This window comes from Paraburkholderia elongata, assembly GCF_013177735.1.
Classification (GTDB): domain Bacteria; phylum Pseudomonadota; class Gammaproteobacteria; order Burkholderiales; family Burkholderiaceae; genus Paraburkholderia; species Paraburkholderia elongata.
On the sequence record NZ_WOEZ01000069.1, the window covers coordinates 1 to 19,411 of the forward strand.

Below are 19,411 nucleotides of genomic sequence, written 5' to 3' on the forward strand. Positions count from 1 at the left end.
GACATCGCCCGCTGCCAGACGACGGCACGGGCCGGCGCGCTGGTCTACAACTGGTGGAGCTGGTACTGTCGGGCCGCCCATCCAGGCGCACGTCTCGAAGCGGTGACAAGCCGGCCCCTGCTGCTGGGGGCGGTCGGTACGACGGCCAGTCATGCAGGACAGACGCAGCTGTATCTCACGCCGTTGCACGCGAAGGTCGACACGATCAAATCGCTGGTCGCCAACGCACGTGCGGCTCTGGGCCACGTCGCGCGCTTTGCGGAGCAGTTCCCGACTCTCAACCGATGGCGCGAGTTGCTGCGTTATATCTGCGCGCGCATCACCGCGTCTACCCCGCTGCAACGCACGCCGATCGCTGCGATCGCAACAGGGTAACTGCGGTTTTTACGATAATCCAATATCAAATCAAGGAAAGGCCCGCGCCGCAGGCAAACAGACAACAAGCGCGAGCAGGCAAACAAATCAAGGAAAAGCCAACGCCGTAGGCATACAGCAATATGCCGCCGCCAAAAGCAAAAAGCAAAACCATCATCCAAGAGCCACTTCAACAGCGCGAACGCGCTCCTGATGCACCGCATCTTTAATCCCTGCAGGCGAGTCAGCGAGCCGCCCAGCCACAGCACCAGCATCCACGCCTCGCGCAGCAACAAGCGCAATCCGAAGACGCTCAGCCTGCGGATACTCCCGCATCTCAAACCCAAGCCGCCCACGAGCATCCGCCTCACAAGCCTGCAAGGCTTCAGCAAACCGCGCCGGTTTCCGAATCGCATCGCTGCGCTCGAGCAGCCTCACCAACGCGCCAGCCCCCATCTCCATCACGCGATGAATATTCCCATGCTCCCGCGCGACCAGCAGCGCCAGATCGCGGCATTCATTCGGCACCCGCAGCCGCTCGCATAAAGGCTTCAGCAAATCCACGCTGCGCCCCTCATGCCCGGTATGCCGCGGCAATACGTCGTCCGGCGTCGTCGCTTTGCCCAGGTCGTGCGTGAGCGCCGCGAACCGAACCGGCAACGCGTAGCCCTGCTGCGCGGCATGGTCGACCACCATCATCACATGCACGCCCGTATCCACTTCGGGGTGATAGTCAGCCCGCTGCGGCACGCCGAACAGTGCATCGATCTCCGGCAGGATTCGCGCCAACGCGCCGCATCCCCGCAGCACCTCGAACATCCGGGACGGCTTCTTCTCCATCAATCCGCGCGATACCTCCTGCCACACGCGCTCGGCCACCAGCGCATCCACCTCACCGTCGCCCACCATCTTGCGCATCAGCGCCATCGTCTCCGGCGCCACCGTGAAATCGACGAAGCGCGCCGCAAACCGCGCAATCCGCAAAATCCGCACGGGGTCTTCGAGAAACGCATCGCTGACGTGACGAAACAGTCGCGCCTGCAAATCGTCCCGGCCGTTGAACGGGTCGATCACCGGGCCGGTGAGTTCGCCGTCCGGGCGCATTTCGCGCGCCATCGCGTTGATCGTCAGGTCGCGGCGAGCGAGATCCTCTTCGAGCGTGACGTCCGGCGCGTAAAAGAACTGGAAGCCGTGATAGCCCGCCGCCGTCTTGCGCTCTGTGCGCGCGAGCGCGTATTCCTCGTGCGTTTGCGGGTGCAGGAACACCGGGAAATCCTTGCCCACCGGACGATAGCCCTGCGCCACCATCTGTTCGGGCGTCGCGCCAACCACCACGTAATCGCGGTCCTGCACCGGCACGCCCAATAACTCGTCGCGAATCGCTCCGCCGACCGCGTAGATATTCATGGGCATTCGTCTTGATAGGGAACCGTGTGCGTTTCGCGAAGCGCGTCGTCGATCCAGGCCTTCACCGCCGGCAGCGCCGTCACGCGACGAACATAAGCCGCAGCGGTTTCGGACAAGCCGGGCTGCCACGTGTTGAAGCGCATCACCACTGGCGCGTACATCGCGTCGGCAATGCTGAACTCGCCGAACAGGAACGGGCCGCCGTAGGTCGCGAGGCACTGGCTCCAGAGCGCCTCAATACGCGCGATGTCGGCGAGCGCGCCCGGCGTGGCGTTCTTCCCGGGAAACGACGCGCGAATGTTCATCCACATGTTCGAGCGCAAGTCGCCGAAGCCCGAATGCATCTCGGCGCTCACGCTGCGCGCGTGGCTGCGCGCCGCCGCGTCGCGCGGCCACAGCGTGTGCTGCGGGAAGCGCTCAGCCAGCGTCTCGGCGATCGCCAGCGAATCCCAAATGGCCGATCCGTCTTCGCCGATCAAACACGGCACTTTGCCAGGACCCGTCGGCGCATGCGCCAGAATCGCGGACGTCGTGCCGGATTCATTCAGATGAATCAGCACCTCTTCAAACGGGATGCCGAAATGCTTGAGCAGCAGCCACGGACGCATCGACCATGACGAATAGTTCTTGTCACCGATAAGCAGTTTCATGCTTTGTATAAGGGAGTGGATAAAAAGATTCAGCGCCCCGCGTTGGCGCGAAACGCGTCGAAGCGCGAACGCGTCGACGCGCCGGTCAGATACACGGGTGCGATCGTTTCGATGCTGGCGGGTTCGATGCCGAGTTCGGGCGCAAGCGGTCCGCTCAACACATTATCGACTTTCATCGAATCGAGATTGTCGCGCGAGATCACCGGTTCGCCGGGTGCCATTTCGAACGTCAGCGCCTGCAAACGCGCCAACGCTTCTGGCAGGCGAATGATCCGCGCATGCCGGCCAATCACATCGCCGCAATACTTGACGAGGTCTTCGAGTGCATAGACGGTCGGGCCACCCAGTTCGTAAGTATGGCCGCTGGCTGCATCGAGATCGAGCACGTTGCAGATCGCTTTCGCCACGTCGCCGACGTACACCGGCTGGAATTTCGCATCCGGCATGGCAAGTGGAATCACCGGGAACATCCGCTGCAGGAACGAGAACTTGTTGAGGAACTGGTCTTCGGGGCCGAACACCACGGACGGCCGGAAAATCGTCCACGCCAGATTCGCCGCGTGCACGGCCTTTTCGCCGTCGCCCTTGGAACGCGAGTACATGCTCGGCCCATTCGAGTCGGCGCCGAGCGCGCTAATATGAATCAACCGATGCACGCCCTTGCCTTCGCAAGCCGCAACGATTTTGGTCGGCAATTCGACGTGCGTGCGCGCGAACTCCGGGCCATAAGGCGTGCCGCGTTTGCCATGCAGTGTGGCAACGAGGTTGATGACGCAATCGGCGCCTTCAACGAAACGCGCGAGCTGGACCGGATCGAACACGTCGGCTTCGATCACGTCGATGGGGAGCAGCGTGAGATGGCGAGCGTTGTAGCGGCGCCGGGTGGCGATGCGCACGTCTTTGCCCATTTCAACGAGGGCGTTGACGAGATGGCTGCCGATAAAACCGGAACCGCCGATGATCGCAATGGCTTGATGTCGCATTTTCGACTCCCTGGTGGAAGCCGCGGCAACGGCTGGCGTGGCGCACCGCCGCATCAGAGTCATGCGGCGGCGGCACGGCGCTTACGGCGCGATATAACCCAGACGCGCCTTCAGCGATTGCGGACGGCCTTCGAACAATGCCGCGTAGTAGACGGTGTTGGACAACACATTCTTTACGTAATCGCGCGTTTCCTGGAACGGAATCGCCTCGGCAAAGATCGCGCCTTCAACCGGATGCTGCAACGATTGCCGCCAGTTGCTCGAACGGCCCGGGCCCGCGTTGTAACCCGCAGTAGCCAGCACGGCGGACCCGTCGAACTGATTGTAGATCATCGACAGGTAGTTCGTGCCGAGCAGGATGTTGGTGTTGATGTCGTTCATCTGCTCGCGCGAAATCGGGCCGAGGCCGATCTTCTTCGCCACCAGTTGCGCGGTGCCCGGCATCAACTGCATCAGACCGCTCGCGCCGACTTCCGAGCGCGCGTTCATGATGAAGCGCGATTCCTGACGAATCAGCCCGTACGCCCATTCGACGTCGAGCCCATTCGACTGCGCGTCGCGCTCGACGATATCCTTGAACGGCGACAGATAGCGCAGCGAGAAATCGTGCTCGCTCTTCGTGCGGTCCGCCGTGTTAACGGTGCGGTCATACAACTGGATACGGCGCGCGTATTCTGCAACGGCGAGCAGTTGCCGATCGCTCATGTCGCGCAGCGGCCAGTTCCATTCGCGATTGCCTTCGAGCCGCAGATTCAGCGCATAGAACCGCCGCGCCAGATCGAAGCCCGGCGTGTTGCCGGCCTGCTGGACTTCGGCGTCGGTCACGGTGGTTTTCGGCGGCACGGTGATCTTCTGGCCGAGCTCTTCCGCAGCCAGTTGGCCGTAGAAGTTGAAGCCCTGCGAGATCGATTCGAATTCCTGGTTGGCCGTGGTCGTGTCGCCCGCTTGCTTGAGCGCACGGGCATGCCAGTACACCCACGACGGCTGATTGCGCAGCGCCGCCGGCATCTGTTCGATCGACCAGCGCACCATCGTCCAGTCGCCCGCGAGCAGCGCGGTACGGGTGCGCCATTCGTACGCCGGGTTCGACAGCGGCGCATTCACAGAGAGCCGATACCAGTCGACCGCGCTCGGCATCTGCTTGGTCGCGGCCTGATAGGCAATCGTGCCCCAACCGATTGCACGTTCGGGCGAGCTCAGCGACGGCGCCACCGAGGCGAAGGTGGCCGCGGCCATGGCCGGGTCGTTGCGCGCCATGCGCGTGATCGCGAGCAACGCGAGTTGGTGCGACTGCGTATCCGGACCGACGCCACGCGCCAGCAATAACGGCGGCGTACTCGTGGCCTGGCCGAATAGCACTGGATCGGGCGGCTGGTTGCTGAGCGCATCGACGAGCTTGCTGCCGGTGTCGGTGTAGTTCTGCTCGTACGCAAGACGGATCTGTTGCCACACGTCGTCGGAACTGAATTGCTGGTTGACCGCCAGCGAGGTAATCAGATCGACGCAGCCGTCGCCGTACCACTTCGGATCGACCAGCAGCCCACGCGCCGCGTCGGCAACGTTCTCGCCACGCGCGGCGCGCGATTCGAGCGCGTAGCACTTCACCTGCGTATCGTCGTTCAGCACGAAGCGTGCGTATTGCTGATCGAAGTTACGCCAGTCGTGACGCGCGCCGAGCACCGTGAGGTAGTCGTTGCGCAGACGGTCGGCGATGGCCTGGCCGTCGTACTTCTGCAGGAACGCCAGCACCGGCGCATCCGGCGCGTCAATGCGCGCATGACCGCTGGAATCGAACAACTGCGGCTTGAGCTGGAAGTACTCCAGATACGAAGGCGCCGGATAGTTCGGGATCATGCTCGCCAGTTGCGCTGCGCGCGCCGCATCATTAGTGCGGGCGGCTTCGCGAAGCTGAACAAAAGTCTGGTCGTCGTTCGTGAGTTGCGAAAGGGGAACCGGCTTGACGGCGGAGGCCGTGCTGCACGCGACGAGTGCCGCAGCGGCGAGCGCCAGACCGGCCGCGCGATATACTCGATAGAGGCGTTTTGACATCGTTGTTTCTGGAGCGCGAATTGAACCCAAGCATAGCATGCAACCCCGTCGCGGAATCGAAAAAGGCGCTGCGTCGAACGCTATTGGAAGCAAGGCTACAAGCGGCTTCCGAGCCGGCGCACAACGCCGCGCTCAGCCGTCGCATTCTCGATGCGTTGAAGCACTACGGCGTGAGGAGCGTGGGTTTCTATTGGCCGCTCGCGGGCGAATTCGACGCACGCGCCGCGATCGCGATCTGGCTCGCTGCCGATTCGCAACGCGAGGCGAGTTTGCCGGTCGTCAAGGAACGCGGCGTGCCGCTCGAATTTCACGCATGGGCGCCAGATACGCCGATGAAGATCGGCCATCACAAGATCGCCGAGCCCACTTCGGGGCGCGTCGTCATTCCTGATCTGTTGTTCGTGCCGTGCGTCGGCTTTGACGCCGACGGCTACCGGCTCGGTTACGGCGGCGGTTACTACGATCGCACGCTCGCCACCTGGCCGGGATCGAAGAAGCCGCTCACGGTCGGCATCGCCTATGAAGCGTGCCGCACGGACACGTTGCGGCGCGAGGCCCACGACATGCCGCTCGATCTGATCGTGACAGAAGCAGGCTGCTATCCGCACCTGGCGGATTAAGCGTTTGAAGAACGCCGCGCGAGGCGCATCCTTCATCAGCTGCTGAGGCCGAACCCGCTTATAAAGACGCCGCCGCCCGTGCGGCCGTGTCGTACAGTCCAGACGCATTGCGCATCAGTTGCGCCGCCTCGCCGATCTGCTCGTTGGTCAGGCCGCTTTCCTTCAGCGTCGAAATCAGACAACTCTCGCGCACCTCGCGGTACTTCAGGCAGAGCTCGCGGCCCGCATCGGTCGCCGAGAAGAACACTTCCTTGCCGGTCTTTTCGCTTTTTACATACCCTCTAGCTACGAGCTTCTTCAACGCATAGGTTGCGACGTGGGTGTCTTCGATGTTCAGAACGAAGCAGATGTCCGCCAGTTTCTTGCGCCGCTCGCGATGGCTGACGTGGTGCAGCAATGAGACTTCGATCGCGGTCATGTCCTTTTCGCCGGCTGCCGACATGCAGCGCACCATCCACCGGTTGAATGCGTTGCCCGCCATGATGAGTGCGTACTCCAGCTCGGACAGCTCCGCACTTGTGTCAGACACGAGATGTTCCGAGGAGACAATCTTGGTGGGGTGGCGCGACATGGTGAAGTTTCTCGAGAAACAGGATGGGAAGGTGTCGGGAGTGTACGACGAGCAACCCCTTCCCGGGAGCCTGGCGAAAACGCTTATTGAGAATTTCTTGATATTTTATTGATAATGTACACTTCAACCATCGCGCACCCTTTGCCGATAAATATCCATAGGGTTCGATATGCTCGACACTTCCGACTCGACCTGGGCCATTAAGCGATGAGCCAACCAAGAATCTTTCCGCTCGGCGATGCCGCGCTAGTCTGCGAGGCGCCGCCGCCTGCCACGCTGGAATGCCAGCGGCGCGTGTGGGCCGCCGCCGAGGCCGCGCGCGACTGGCCGCATGTGCTGGAGGTCGTACCGGGCATGAACAATCTGACGCTCGTATTCGATCCGCTCGAAGCCGATCGCGAAGCGCTGGCAAGCCATCTGCAAGCGGCATGGAACGCGGTGAGCGACGTGCCCGCAAGCGGTCGTGAAGTCGAAATCCCGGTGCAGTACGGCGGCGAGTTCGGGCCCGACCTGCAAGCGGTCGCCAATCACACCGGCCTGAGTGTGCGCGAGGTCGTGCAACGTCATGCCCAGGGCGAGTACGTGGTGTTTTTTCTCGGCTTCCAGCCGGGCTTCGCCTATATGGGCGGCCTCGACGAAGCGCTGCACACGCCGCGCCGTTCGTCGCCGCGGCTGGAAGTGCCGGCCGGTTCGGTCGGCATCGGCGGTGAGCAGACCGGTATTTATCCGGCGACCTCTCCCGGTGGCTGGCAGTTGATCGGCCGCACCGAATTGCCGCTGTTCGATCCGGCTCGGCGCCCACCCACGCTGTTGCAACCGGGCGACCGGGTGCGCTTTACCATCGTGGGGATACACGCATGATCGATGTGATTCGCGCGGGTCTTCTGACTACGATTCAGGATCTCGGCCGTCACGGCTACCGGCACCTCGGCGTCGCGATGGGGGGCGCGCTCGACCGTCTGTCGCTCGAAGTCGGCAACCGGCTGGTCGGCAACCGGCCCGATGCGGCCGGCCTGGAAATTACCTTCGGCCCGACCGTGCTGCGCTTTCTGCGTGCCACACGCGTGGCCATCACCGGCACCGAATTCGGCGCGACGCTCGACGGCAAGCCGGTCTATTCATGGTGGAGCCTGCCGGTGCAGGCCGGTCAGGAGCTGGTTCTGCAAGCTGCCAAACGCGGCATGCGCGGCTATGTCTGCATCGCAGGCGGCATCGACGTTTTGCCGATGCTCGGCTCGCGCAGCACCGATCTCGCCGGCCATTTCGGCGGACTTGGCGGCCGGGCGCTGCGCGACGGCGATCGTCTGCCGGTCGGCGCGCCGCCGCAACGCGGCCATCTCGGCTTTACTCCTGAAGCGCCGGAGTTCGGCGTGAAGGCGCCCGCCTGGTGCAAGTTCGTGCTGGTTCACGAGCCGCTGCGGCGCGGCCGGCATCCGTCCGGGGTGCCGTGGGCCGTGCCGATCCGCGTGCTGCGAGGCCCCGAATACGATAGTTTCACTGAAGAAGCGCACGAATCGTTCTGGTCCGATGAATGGCTGGTCACTCCGAACAGCAACCGCATGGGCTACCGCCTCGCCGGCGCCGAACTGAAGCGCACCCAGAAAAGCGATCTGCTCTCGCACGCGGTGTTGCCCGGCACGATTCAGGTCCCGCCGAACGGCCAGCCGATCGTGTTGATGAGCGACGCGCAGACCACCGGCGGCTATCCGAAAATCGGCGCCGTGATCCAGGCCGATCTATGGAAGCTCGCGCAGGTTCGCCTGAACGCCGCCATCCGTTTCATCCCGACGACGCCCTATGAAGCGCGCCAGGCTTTACTGGAAGAACGCACGTATTTGCGGCAGATCGACGCCGCGATTGCCATGCACGAAGAACGCTGCGCGCGCCAGCTGGCGGTCGCAGCGCTGTAACACTAAGTAGAGGAACACCATGGAAATCGATTTGAACGCCGACCTCGGCGAAGGCTGCGGCTCTGACGAGGCGCTGCTCGACCTCGTCAGTTCGGCCAACATCGCGTGCGGCTGGCACGCGGGCGGCGCCAACGCCATGCGCGACTGCGTGCGATGGGCGGTGCAAAAAGGCGTCTCGATCGGCGCGCATCCGAGCTTTAACGATCCTGAGAATTTCGGCCGCAAGGAAATGGACCTGCCGGCCAACGACATCTACGCGGGCGTGCTGTATCAGCTCGGCGCACTGTCGGCGATCGCGCAGGCCGAGGGTGGGCGCATCGCGCACGTCAAGCCGCATGGCGCGCTGTACAACCAGGCCGCGCGCGACGCGAAGATCGCCGACGCGATCGTCTCGGCGGTCCACGATTTCGACCCGTCGGTGGCGGTGTTCGCGCTCGCCAACGGCGGACTTGTGACCGCCGCACGCGCAGCGGGCCTGACTGCCATCGAAGAAGTATTCGCCGACCGCGGCTATCGCGCCGACGGCTCGCTGGTGCCGCGCAAGGAGCCGGGCGCGCTGCTCGACGACGAAGACGTGGTGCTGGAGCGCACGCTCGCCATGGTGCGCGAGCGCCGCGTGCTGTCCGTGGACGGACACTGGGTGCCGCTCAACGCGCAGACCATCTGCCTGCACGGCGACGGCCCGCACGCGCTGGCGTTCGCGCGGCGCATCCGCAGCGCGCTACAGGAAGCCGGCATTGAAGTTCACGCGGCCGGCGCTGCACGGGTCTGATCCGCGCGTCGACCAACGCGAGCTAGACAAGCGCGATTCAACCGTTGCGAGACCCCGAACGCCCCGCTCCATGCGGGGCGTTTGCCAGGTGCAAGACGTATTGCATACCCACAGTGGAATAGCAAACAAGTAGCAGGTGCAGGTGTAGTCGAAACAACGCGGCCATCAAGAGCCGCGGCAGCAAGACGGCGCGTGGATCATCAGGCGCCGGCCCACGTTAGCCGTCACAAGCGGCAAGGTTGCAACCCTGTTTGGAGATCCAGATGCAGACAACAGTCAGTCTATGGCCGCTCATTGGCGTGGCCGTCATCATCGTCGGCTTTTTATTACGGTTCAATCCGATGTTGATCGTGGCGGTCGCCGCGATCGTCACCGGTTTCGCCGCGCACTTCCCGCCTGAAAAAATCCTCGCCGAAATCGGCACCGGCTTCATCAAGACCCGCAATATTCCGTTGATCATTCTGCTGCCGCTCGCCGTGATCGGCCTGCTGGAACGGCATGGCCTGCGCGAGCGCGCACAAGCGTGGATCGGCGGCATCAAGGCCGCCACCGCGGGGCGTTTGCTGATCGTCTATCTGCTGGTGCGCGAGCTGACCGCCGCTGTCGGCCTGACCGGTCTCGGCGGCCATCCGCAGATGGTGCGTCCGCTGATCGCACCGATGGCCGAAGGCGCGACTGAAACGCGCTTCGGCAAGATCAGCGACGCGGTGCGCTTCAAGCTGCGCGCCTTCTCCGCGGCAACCGACAACGTCGGCCTGTTCTTCGGTGAAGACATCTTCGTCGCGTTCGGCGCAATCGTGCTGATGACGACCTTCCTGAAAGAGGCCGGCATCGTCGTCGAGCCGATTCACGTGGCCGTCTGGGGCATCCCGACCGCGATCTGCGCGTTCATCATTCACGGCTTCCGCCTCCATCTGCTCGACCGCAGGCTCGGACGCGAACTGCGCGGCAACGCCGCAGCGAACACCACCTCCGTTTCGCCGACGCAATCCGCCGCAGGAGACAAAGCATGATGCTCACGATTACCTATCTGTTCTGGCTGCTGGGCGTGGTGCTGCTCGTCGTCGGCGGCATGATCGTCACGGACAAGGAGCACCCGCGCCGTTTCACCGCCGGCGGTTTCTGGATTCTTTATGCGCTGATCTTCCTGATCGGCGACAAGCTACCGCCCTCGGTGGTCGGCGTGCTGGTGATCGTGATGGCGCTGATTGCCGGCTTCGGCGGCGTGACCGCGGGCAAGCCGAAAGTGCTGTCGCTCGAAGCGCGCAAGGCTAGTGCCGCGCGACTCGGCAACAAGCTGTTCGTGCCCGCGCTGACGATTCCGGTCGTCACCGTGATCATTACGCTGTCGGCCAGCCATCTGATCTTCGGCGGCATGCCGTTGATCGAGAAGGCCAACGTGACGCTGATCGGCTTCGGCATTGGCTGCGTGATCGCACTTGCGATTGCCTGCGTGATGACGCGCGATACCGTTGGCCAGTCGATGAAAGAGGCGCGCCGCCTGGTCGATGCGTTGTCATGGGCCGCGGTGCTGCCGCAGATGCTCGGCATGCTCGGGCTTGTTTTCTCGGACGCCGGCGTCGGCAAGGCGGTCGCTCACGTGACCACAGACTACATTAGCCTCGACTACCGGTTTGTCGCAGTGGCCGTGTACTGCATCGGCATGGCGCTCTTTACGATGGTGATGGGCAACGGCTTCGCCGCATTCCCGGTGATGACCGGCGGCGTCGGCGTGCCGATTCTGGTTGGCGTGTTCCACGGCAATCCGGCGGTGATGGTCGCGATCGGCATGTTCTCGGGCTACTGCGGCACCTTGATGACGCCGATGGCCGCCAACTTCAACATGGTGCCGGCAGCGCTGCTGGAATTGCCGGATAAGAACGCGGTGATCAAGGTACAGGTGCCGACCGCGCTGACCTTGCTGATCGTGAACATCTTGCTGTTGAATTTCCTGATGTTCCTGTAGGGCCGTTGGCCAAGCCGTGTGGCAGATGCCGGCATCACGCAGGCGTTTCGCACGGGTCGACGAATTGCATAAGCCGTGGCAAATGGACGCCGCCGAATTCGGAGGCGTCCGATCGTCAGGAACGGGGCTGGAACATAAGCTGGCAGGTGGTCTCCCTCATCCACATGTGCTGGCAACGCGCGTAACGCGCGCCGTCAGCGCTTTCCAGCAGGTCCCTCATGGAACATCAATCCCACCCTGGCAGCGCACGCACCGACGTGCCGGGCGCCGATGCGCCGCCCTCCGCTTACCTCACCTCGCTGATCGACGCCGCGCTCGAAGCACACCAGACCGGCCGCCTCGATGCCGCTGAGCCCTTCTACCGCGAAGCCCTCGCGCTCGATCCCGCGCATGCCAAAGCGCTGCATTACTTCGGCGTGCTGCAACATCAGCGCGGCGACCACGGTTTCGCCGCACAGTTGATGAGCGAAGCGCTCAAACTCGATCGCACCGACGCGGCCTGCTGGAGCAACCGTGGCCTTGTCGCCGCCGCGCTCGGCCATCGCGAAGAAGCGATGATCTGCTATGACCAGGCGTTGCAGTTGCAGCCGGATTTCGCCGACGCGCGCAACAACTTCGGCGTCGCGCTTCAAGCGCAAGGCGCGCTCGACGAAGCGATCGGGCAATACCGGCTGGCTTTGATAGCGAATCCGTCGCTGGCCGACGCGTATCTGAACCTCGGCACGGCGCTGAGCAAGCTCGGTCGCTACGACGACGCACTGGCCTGCTATCAAAACGCGCTGTCGCTCGATCCGCAATCGGCGGAGACGCACTTCAACGCGGGTAATGCGCACAATGCACAGGGCGATCACGCCGCGGCCATCGCCAGTTTCGAACGGGCACTGGCACTGCGCGGCGACTATGCCGAGGCTCACATCAACATGGGCAGCCTGATCGGCAAGCGCGGCGACTACGCGGGTGCCGAATCGCAGTATCGGCGGGCGGTCGCACTCAAGCCGAACCCGACCAATCTGGTTTGCCTCGGTGGATCGCTCGGCGCGCAGGGCCGCCTGGATGAAGAAGAGGGCTTCTACCGCCAAGCGCTGGCGCTCGATCCCAACTACGCGGACGCGCACCAAGGCCTCGCGTGGCTGCTGCTCAAACGCGGCGATTACAAGCAAGGCTGGGCCGAGTATGCAATGCGCTGGCGCAAGACCGACTACGAGGCGATCGCTGTTCCGGGTGTTGCCGAGTGGCATGGCGAGCCGCTCGACGGGCGCCGTCTGTTGCTGGTCGGAGAACAGGGTTTCGGCGACCACTTCCAGTTTCTGCGCTATGCGCGTGTGCTCGAGCAACTCGGCGCCACGGTCGATATCTGTGTGCGCGAGCCGCTGCTGCCGCTGGTCGGGCGTATCCCGGGCGTGCATCGCGCTTTCAGCGGCGCGCCTGACGGCCAGTACGATTTCTGGGTGCCGATGATGAGCGTGCCGTCGTGCGTCGGCACCGAACTGTCGACCATTCCCGCCGATGTGCCGTATGTGTTCGCCGACAAGGCAAAGATCAAGACATGGCGCAAGCGGGTGGACGCAGCCGGCAAGGCAAAGCGCAAAGTGGGCCTGGTGTGGTCCGGCAGCCCGACGTTCGGCAACGATCGTTATCGCTCGATGACTTTGGCCGACCTGAGCACGCTAAGCGAGCTGAAAGACGTCGCGTGGTACGCACTGCAGAAAGGCCCCGCGCACGATCAGTTGGCTGATGCGCCTGAAACTTTCCGCGCTAACGATTTCACCGCCGATCTGCACAACTTCGAGGACACTGCCGCGCTCATCATGAATCTCGATCTGGTGATTGCGGTGGACACCGGCGTGGCGCACCTTGCTGCCGCGCTGGGCAAGCCGGTGTGGGTGCTGCTGCCCGCCAACTCGGACTGGCGCTGGCTCGAAGAGCGCAGCGATTCGCCGTGGTATCCGACGATGAAATTGTTCCGGCAGACGACGTTGGGCGATTGGGCGCCGGTGGTCAAACGTGTGTCGGAAGAATTACGCGACGGCAGTCTATAAAACCTGCGCTGCGCAGATTTCAGGCGTCTCTGCGCAGCGCGTTCTCAGCCCGTTCATGCACAGGCAGAATGCCGCCGCGCCTTAAGGACGACGACGCTGCTGCGCCAGCATGTAGGCGCGCAACAACTTGTTGATGCGCGTCTGATAGCCCGCCCCCTGCTCTTTGAACCAGCTCAGCACATCCGCATCCAGACGCATCGTCACAGCCTGTTTCGGCGGAACGTGCAGCTCAGCGCGGTTAAAAAAGTCGTCACCCAATTCAGGCACGTCGCTCGTGTCGATTTGCGCGTCGTCCGTCTTGGCAAGTCGCTTCCAGTCGGTTCCTGATGTTTTACCCATAATTTCGCCTCTGCTCGTTTTCAGCCGTTCCAACGCTACCCACGGTGTCAGTCAATTCCAGACGCTGTGCTTGTAGCGTTTGACCTCGTGCTTCGTTGCCTTGCGGGCCGAAATGATTCGGACCACATCCGCACTACGTTCGACGTACACCACCACGCCTACGATGGCGGCCATCCAGCCCAACGCGACCCAGCGATCCTCACCGTAGTCTTCCCGCTGGTCAATCGCCGTCAGCACTGGATGATCGAACACGTCGATAGCATCTCTAAAGTCGATGCCATGCTTACGAATGTTGATTTGATTCTTGACTTCGTCCCATTCAAACCGCACACAGCACCTGTATTGACGTCTGTACATACATCATAGCACGCATGGGTAGCTATGTCCGCGTGAGCCGCGAGCAGTTTTGCGGCGCACGTCAGCATCGGACTGGCGGTCAAAATACCGGTTCCTATTCTGGCCGGACGGCCTACCCCGGTTAAGACTGTGCTGGGCCACTACGCATATCTCGCGTAAGGCTGGAGCGAATCTCACCCCGCATCCACCACGAACCCGTGCTGCCGCAACAGCTGCAGCACGCCTTTGCGGCCTCCCAGGTGCAACGCGCCGATCGCCACGAACACAGGCTTGTTCGGGCCCGCGATCAGCAGCATCCGTGACACGAAGCGCCGGTTGCGCTGGTACACGATCCTGTTGTCGATCGAATCGGATATGCGCTTGTCGCGCGCGAGCTTTTCGGACTTCGCGGCCTGCCAGGCCGCAATCGCATCGGCATCCCCCACTCGCCACAGCCGATGCAAGGTCTTCACATCGTCGACGTTTTCCGCGGGTGTCTGCATCAGGTCCTGCGCGAGCATTTCGCGCTGCTGCGCGAGTGTGAGGCCGGTGAACGCGCGCATCTGCTGATGCAGCGTCTCGAGACCGACGATCTTGCCGCGCGTCCTGATATACACGTTCTGCAATTGCGCTTCCGTGCCGTACTCGGTCTGCAAGCCGGCACTCAACGAATCGTAAGTTTCGACCACGAGAGACGCGAGCCACGGCCGCATCTTCTTGATTCCATCCAGCGCCGCGGGATTGCCGCGCAGGCGTAAGGCCAGCTTGTGCCACAAAGGCTCGGGCAGCAGGCCCGGCAGACAGTCACGGCGGCATACGCCGTACTTCGACACGTCGTCCTGCGAGACCAGCAGTTCGTCGGGTGAGAGTTCGAGCGCCAGCGTCGGCGAGGCCGCCAGTGCGCCGAGGATGGGCGCGCGGAACGGTTGCCCGGGCGGATAGTCGGCGGGGTCGCCAACGTGCAACGTGCCGAGCACGTAGATGGTCGTGGTGCCGCGTGTCGCGACATAGAACGGCATGCGCGCCGGCTGCATGCGCACCGGACCGCTCGCTGTAGTGCCCGGCGTGGCGGGCGGTGGATTGAGGCCCTGCAAGGTGGCGCGTGGCGGCGCCGGCAGATTGGGCACCGGCATCGCCGGCCGCCCTGCCTGAGCGGGCGCGTTGGCGGCCGCCCCAGCGGCATGCGCGACGCCGATCGGCCCCGCGCCCAGGTGAAAAACAGAACAAACGCCGAGGAGCGCGGCACCGGTCAGTGCACGCGCTCCCCAGCGCCGCGCGAAAGCAGCGTGGCAGCCACCATCACGCGAGCGGCGCGTAAGACGACGCGCCGCCACGGCATCAGGCATCCATGTCCCCCACCTCCTCGGCGCGGTGACACGACACCTGACGACCATCCACTTCACGCAACTTCGGCTCTTCGCTGCGGCACCGGTCGATCGCGTACGGGCAGCGCTGATGGAACGTGCAGCCCGACGGCGGATTCAGCGGCGACGGCATTTCACCTTGCAGCTTGATCTTGATGGTGCGATCCGCTTCGAAGATCGACGGCGTGGCCGACATCAGCGCACGCGTGTACGGATGACGCGGGTTCGAAAAAATCCGCTTCTTGTCGCCGAGCTCCGCCACGCCACCGAAGTACATCACCATCACATCGTCGGCGATGTGCTCCACCACCGACAGATTGTGCGAGATGAACACGTAGCTGGTTTTGAACTGCTCCTGCAGATCCATGAACAGATTGAGAATCTGCGCCTGGATCGACACGTCGAGCGCGGACACCGGTTCATCGGCGACCACGATCTGCGGATCGAGGATCATCGCGCGCGCAATCGCCACACGCTGGCGCTGACCGCCCGAGAACATGTGCGGATAGCGCTTTGCATGCTCCGGGCGCAGGCCGACAGTGCGCATCATCTGCGCGATCCGTTCGGCGCGTTCGCTCGTGCTCAGTTGCGTGTTGATCGCGAGCGGTTCTCCGAGCGTCTGCTCGACGGTCTTACGCGGATTCAGCGAAGCAAACGGATTCTGAAACACCATCTGCACGCGCCGCCGCAGCGCGGCGATCTTCGCGTGATCGGCGCCGGCCACGTCTTCACCGTCGATCAACAGGCGGCCCGCGCTGGGCGCTTCGATCATGGTCAGTTGGCGCGCGAGCGTCGATTTGCCGCAGCCCGATTCACCCACCACCGCCAGGGTCTTGCCGCGTTCGAGCGCAAACGACACGCCGTTCAACGCCTTTACCGTACCCTGGCTGAACATGCCGCGCTTCACCGTGTAGTAACGCGCAAGCTTGTCGGCAACCAGCACGTGATCGCCCGCATGGTCCGACTGGCGCCGCGTTTCGAATACTGCGTTCATCGTGCGCCTCCATGTGTGTGAACGTTGGCGTCGCCGCTCAGGTTCAGGGGTTTGATGCAGCGCACGCGCGCCACTTCAGCGTGACCTTGCATCGGCGCCAGTGCGGGGCGCGCCTTCATGCAGTCGTCGACCACGTACTTGCAGCGCGGTGCGAAGAGACAGCCTTTGGGACGGTCGTCGCGCCCCGGCACCATGCCCGGCAGTGCAGCGAGCCGCACCGCGCCGACATTGTGCTCGGGAATCGCGGCCAGCAACGCCTCCGTGTACGGATGATGCGGAGCGGCGAAGATATCCGGCACGCGGTTGGTTTCGATCACTTCGCCAGCGTACATGACCGCGACGCGCTGCGCGACCTCGGACACCACCGCCAGATCGTGCGAGATCAGCACGAGCGCCATGCCGCGTTCCTTCTGCAGCTTGATCAGCAGCTCCATGATCTGCGCCTGGATCGTCACGTCGAGCGCGGTGGTCGGTTCGTCGGCGATCAGCAGCTTCGGGTTGCAGGCGATCGCCATCGCGATCATCACGCGCTGGTTCATGCCGCCCGACATCTGATGCGGGAACGACGTGATGCGGCTCTTCGCGTCGGGAATGCCGACCTGGTCGAGCAACTCCAGCGCGCGTTTGTCCAACGCGCTGCCGCGCAGGCCTTCGTGCAGCTTCAGCACTTCCTTGATCTGATAGCCGACCGTGTAGCTCGGATTCAGACTGGTGAGCGCGTCCTGAAACACCATCGCGATGTCTTTGCCGATGATCTTGCGGCGCTCTCTCGCCGATGCCTTCAGCAAATTCTTGCCGTTGAAGGTGATCTCATCCGCAGTGACCTTGCCCGGTGCGTCGATCAGGCCCATCAGTGCCATCATCGTCACGCTCTTGCCCGAGCCCGATTCGCCGACCACGCCGACCACTTCGCCCTGCGCGACATCGAGGTTGATCCGGTCGACAGCGGGCAGGCCGTTGAAATCCACCGCGAGATTGCGGATGGTCAGTAGATTGCTCATGTCAGGCCATCCGTTTCAGTTTGGGATCGAGTGCGTCGCGCAGCCCGTCGCCGAGCAGATTGATCGCGAGCACCGAGATCAGGATGGAGAGACCCGGCATCGTGACGATCCACCAGGCGCTGTCGATATAGTCGCGCGCCGAGGCCAGCATCGCGCCCCACTCCGCCGACGGCGGCTGCACGCCGAGACCGAGGAAGCCGAGCGCCGCGGCATCGAGAATCGCCGACGAAAAGCCCAGCGTAGCCTGCACGATCAAAGGTGCGGTGCAGTTCGGCAGCACTTGCGAGAACATCAGGCGCAACGTGCCGGCGCCCGCGACGCGCGAAGCTGTGACGTATTCCTTCTGCAATTCGCCTTGCGCCGAAGCACGCGTCAAACGCACATAGCCCGGCAACGCGACGATCGCAATCGCCAGCATCGTGTTGCCGAGACCCGGACCGATAATCGCGACCACCGCGACTGCCAGCAGCAGCGAGGGCAAGGCGAGCAGCACGTCCATGATGCGCATGATCGGCGTATCGGCCCACTTCTCGAAGAATGCCGCGATCAGACCAAGCACGACGCCCGGAATCAGCGCGAGCACCACCGAGACAAAGCCGATCCAGAACGACAGCCGCGCGCCGTACATCAGACGCGAGAGAATGTCGCGGCCCGCTTCGTCGGTGCCGAGAATGAACTTCCAGTTGCCGCCGTCGAGCCAGGCGGGCGGAATCTTCACCGAGTCGCGGTACTGCTCGATCGGGCTGTGCGGCGCGATCAACGGTGCGAAGATCGCGATGAAAACGAGCACCAGCACGATGATGCCGGCGCCGACCGCGCCACGATTACGCGAGAAATTCGCCCAGAATTCGCGGGCGGCTATTGTGCGGCCACTCGGTGGAGTGACCGCTTGGGGGACTGTGTTTTGAATGTCTGCCATTTTCGGTTCACCTCGTATGGCGGATGCGCGGGTTCAACACGCCGTACAGCAAATCGACGACGAGGTTCACAACGATCACCAGCGTAGCGATCATCAGGATACCGCCCTGCACCACCGGATAATCGCGCCGGCCGATCGCATCGATCAGCCACTTGCCGATACCCGGCCACGAAAACAGCGTCTCGGTCAGCACCGCGCCCGCCAGCAACGTACCGACCTGCAAGCCGATCACGGTCACCACCGGAATCAGCGCATTGCGCAACGCATGCACGACGATCACGCGGCCGGGCGACAAGCCCTTCGCGCGCGCGGTGCGAATGTAGTCTTCGCGCAGCACTTCGAGCATGGCAGAACGCGTCATCCGCGCGACGACCGCCAGCGGAATCGTGCCGAGCACAATGGCCGGCAGGATCAGATGGCTGAGCGCGGACTTGAACGCGCCTTCGTCGGTGGACATCATCGCGTCGATCAGCATGAAGCCGGTCACGTGCGGAATGTCGTATTCGACCGCGATGCGGCCCGACACCGGCGTCCAGCCGAGCTTCACGGAAAACACCATGATGAGGATCAAACCCCACCAGAAGATCGGCATCGAGTAGCCGGTCAGCGCCGTGCCCATCACGCCGTGATCGACCACCGTGCCGCGCCTGAGAGCCGCGAACACACCCGCCGGAAGGCCGACGATCAACGCGAACATCATTGCGCAGAACGACAGTTCGACGGTGGCGGGGAAGCGTGCGAGGAATTCGCCCATCACGCTGGTATTGGTGATGATCGAGGTGCCGAGGTTGCCGTGCATGGCGCGACCGATGTAGTGGACGTATTGCATCGGCAAGGACTCGTCGAGCCCCAGCCGGTGCATCGCGGCGGCATGCATGGCGGGATCGACGCCGCGCTCGCCCATCATGACTTCGATGGGGTCGCCCGGTATCAGGTGAATCAGCGCAAACGCGAGGATCGTGATGCCGATGAACGTCGGTATCACCATGCCGATGCGGCGCAAAACAAAGCGGAACATGGTTCGTCCCTATGGTCTTGATGAAGAAAAAACGCAACCGGCGACGAGGGCTTGTGACCCCGGCCGCCGGACCATTTCGACCAGTTTTCTAACCGTGCGAAAAGCTACTGCGTAAGCTT

Annotated in this window: 19 protein-coding genes and 1 pseudogene; 8 read left to right on the forward strand and 12 right to left on the reverse strand. The window is 63.3% G+C overall.

The features are described from left to right. Positions 1-375 (forward strand): annotated as a pseudogene (locus GNZ13_RS13740) (hypothetical protein); the annotation flags it as partial. A gap of 153 nt (positions 376-528) precedes the next feature. Here GNZ13_RS13740 and GNZ13_RS13745 read toward each other — a convergent pair. The 4 genes from GNZ13_RS13745 to GNZ13_RS13760 all read right to left on the reverse strand — a co-directional run bounded on the left by GNZ13_RS13745 (position 529) and on the right by GNZ13_RS13760 (position 5,443). After that, positions 529-1,761 carry a multifunctional CCA addition/repair protein gene (locus GNZ13_RS13745; RefSeq protein ID WP_172164941.1) on the reverse strand — a complete coding sequence of 411 codons (1,233 nt, stop codon included), beginning with the start codon at positions 1,759-1,761 and terminating at the stop codon, positions 529-531. Beyond that, the gene (locus tag GNZ13_RS13750) at positions 1,758-2,411 is read right to left on the reverse strand and encodes a glutathione S-transferase family protein (RefSeq protein WP_172164944.1); all 654 of its coding nucleotides are present in this window, start codon (positions 2,409-2,411) and stop codon (positions 1,758-1,760) included. The genes GNZ13_RS13745 and GNZ13_RS13750 overlap by 4 nt, the downstream gene beginning before the upstream one ends. Positions 2,412-2,440: 29 nt before the next feature. Then, positions 2,441-3,394 (reverse strand): complex I NDUFA9 subunit family protein, encoded by a 954-nt coding sequence (locus GNZ13_RS13755; RefSeq protein WP_172164947.1) that lies wholly within the window; start codon positions 3,392-3,394, stop codon positions 2,441-2,443. Positions 3,395-3,475: 81 nt separating this feature from the next. Beyond that, on the reverse strand, positions 3,476-5,443 hold the full coding sequence (locus GNZ13_RS13760; RefSeq protein ID WP_172164950.1) for a lytic transglycosylase domain-containing protein: 1,968 nt from the start codon (positions 5,441-5,443) through the stop codon (positions 3,476-3,478). A 20-nt stretch (positions 5,444-5,463) separates the two neighbouring features. On the opposite strand from GNZ13_RS13760, the gene GNZ13_RS13765 reads away from it, so the two are divergent. Then, positions 5,464-6,063 (forward strand): 5-formyltetrahydrofolate cyclo-ligase, encoded by a 600-nt coding sequence (locus tag GNZ13_RS13765; protein ID WP_236001988.1) that lies wholly within the window; start codon positions 5,464-5,466, stop codon positions 6,061-6,063. 58 nt (positions 6,064-6,121) lie between these two features. On the opposite strand, the gene GNZ13_RS13770 is transcribed toward GNZ13_RS13765, so the two are convergent. Continuing rightward, positions 6,122-6,634, reverse strand: a complete 513-nt coding sequence (locus GNZ13_RS13770; RefSeq protein WP_054040851.1) for a winged helix DNA-binding protein — start codon at positions 6,632-6,634, stop codon at positions 6,122-6,124. Positions 6,635-6,841: 207 nt separating this feature from the next. On the opposite strand from GNZ13_RS13770, the gene pxpB reads away from it, so the two are divergent. From pxpB to GNZ13_RS13800, 6 genes are all read left to right on the forward strand, one after another. Then, entirely contained in the window at positions 6,842-7,495 is a 654-nt protein-coding gene (gene pxpB / locus GNZ13_RS13775) for a 5-oxoprolinase subunit PxpB (RefSeq protein WP_172164953.1), read from the forward strand. Further along, the gene (locus GNZ13_RS13780; protein ID WP_172164956.1) at positions 7,492-8,544 is read left to right on the forward strand and encodes a 5-oxoprolinase subunit C family protein; all 1,053 of its coding nucleotides are present in this window, start codon (positions 7,492-7,494) and stop codon (positions 8,542-8,544) included. Before pxpB ends, GNZ13_RS13780 begins: the two co-directional genes overlap by 4 nt. A gap of 19 nt (positions 8,545-8,563) precedes the next feature. After that, positions 8,564-9,316, forward strand: a complete 753-nt coding sequence (gene pxpA, locus GNZ13_RS13785) for a 5-oxoprolinase subunit PxpA (protein ID WP_172164959.1) — start codon at positions 8,564-8,566, stop codon at positions 9,314-9,316. A 263-nt stretch (positions 9,317-9,579) separates the two neighbouring features. After that, positions 9,580-10,329: a DUF969 domain-containing protein gene (locus tag GNZ13_RS13790; RefSeq protein WP_172164962.1), complete on the forward strand. Its 750-nt coding sequence runs from the start codon at positions 9,580-9,582 to the stop codon at positions 10,327-10,329. Continuing rightward, positions 10,326-11,282 carry a DUF979 domain-containing protein gene (locus GNZ13_RS13795; RefSeq protein WP_172164965.1) on the forward strand — a complete coding sequence of 319 codons (957 nt, stop codon included), beginning with the start codon at positions 10,326-10,328 and terminating at the stop codon, positions 11,280-11,282. Before GNZ13_RS13790 ends, GNZ13_RS13795 begins: the two co-directional genes overlap by 4 nt. A 218-nt stretch (positions 11,283-11,500) precedes the next feature. Next, on the forward strand, positions 11,501-13,321 hold the full coding sequence (locus tag GNZ13_RS13800) for a tetratricopeptide repeat protein (protein WP_172164968.1): 1,821 nt from the start codon (positions 11,501-11,503) through the stop codon (positions 13,319-13,321). 81 nt (positions 13,322-13,402) lie between these two features. Here the strand turns inward: GNZ13_RS13800 and GNZ13_RS13805 are convergent, their stop codons facing one another. The 7 genes from GNZ13_RS13805 to GNZ13_RS13835 all read right to left on the reverse strand — a co-directional run bounded on the left by GNZ13_RS13805 (position 13,403) and on the right by GNZ13_RS13835 (position 19,292). Continuing rightward, the gene (locus GNZ13_RS13805) at positions 13,403-13,693 is read right to left on the reverse strand and encodes a BrnA antitoxin family protein (protein ID WP_236001989.1); all 291 of its coding nucleotides are present in this window, start codon (positions 13,691-13,693) and stop codon (positions 13,403-13,405) included. Between the two features lie 18 nt (positions 13,694-13,711). Further along, complete coding sequence (locus GNZ13_RS13810; protein WP_172164971.1) at positions 13,712-13,990, reverse strand: BrnT family toxin; 279 nt, start codon at positions 13,988-13,990, stop codon at positions 13,712-13,714. Between the two features lie 200 nt (positions 13,991-14,190). Beyond that, positions 14,191-15,342 (reverse strand): TraB/GumN family protein, encoded by a 1,152-nt coding sequence (locus tag GNZ13_RS13815; protein WP_172164974.1) that lies wholly within the window; start codon positions 15,340-15,342, stop codon positions 14,191-14,193. Continuing rightward, positions 15,335-16,354: a peptide ABC transporter ATP-binding protein gene (locus GNZ13_RS13820; RefSeq protein ID WP_172164977.1), complete on the reverse strand. Its 1,020-nt coding sequence runs from the start codon at positions 16,352-16,354 to the stop codon at positions 15,335-15,337. Before GNZ13_RS13820 ends, GNZ13_RS13815 begins: the two co-directional genes overlap by 8 nt. Continuing rightward, on the reverse strand, positions 16,351-17,355 hold the full coding sequence (locus GNZ13_RS13825) for an ABC transporter ATP-binding protein (protein ID WP_172164980.1): 1,005 nt from the start codon (positions 17,353-17,355) through the stop codon (positions 16,351-16,353). The genes GNZ13_RS13820 and GNZ13_RS13825 overlap by 4 nt, the downstream gene beginning before the upstream one ends. Position 17,356: 1 nt before the next feature. Beyond that, positions 17,357-18,274, reverse strand: coding sequence for an ABC transporter permease subunit (locus GNZ13_RS13830; protein ID WP_172164983.1), 918 nt, complete (start codon positions 18,272-18,274; stop codon positions 17,357-17,359). Positions 18,275-18,281: 7 nt separating this feature from the next. Beyond that, a complete protein-coding gene (locus tag GNZ13_RS13835) occupies positions 18,282-19,292 on the reverse strand; it encodes an ABC transporter permease subunit (protein WP_172164986.1) in 1,011 nt (336 codons plus the stop codon). Positions 19,293-19,411 lie beyond the last annotated feature (119 nt).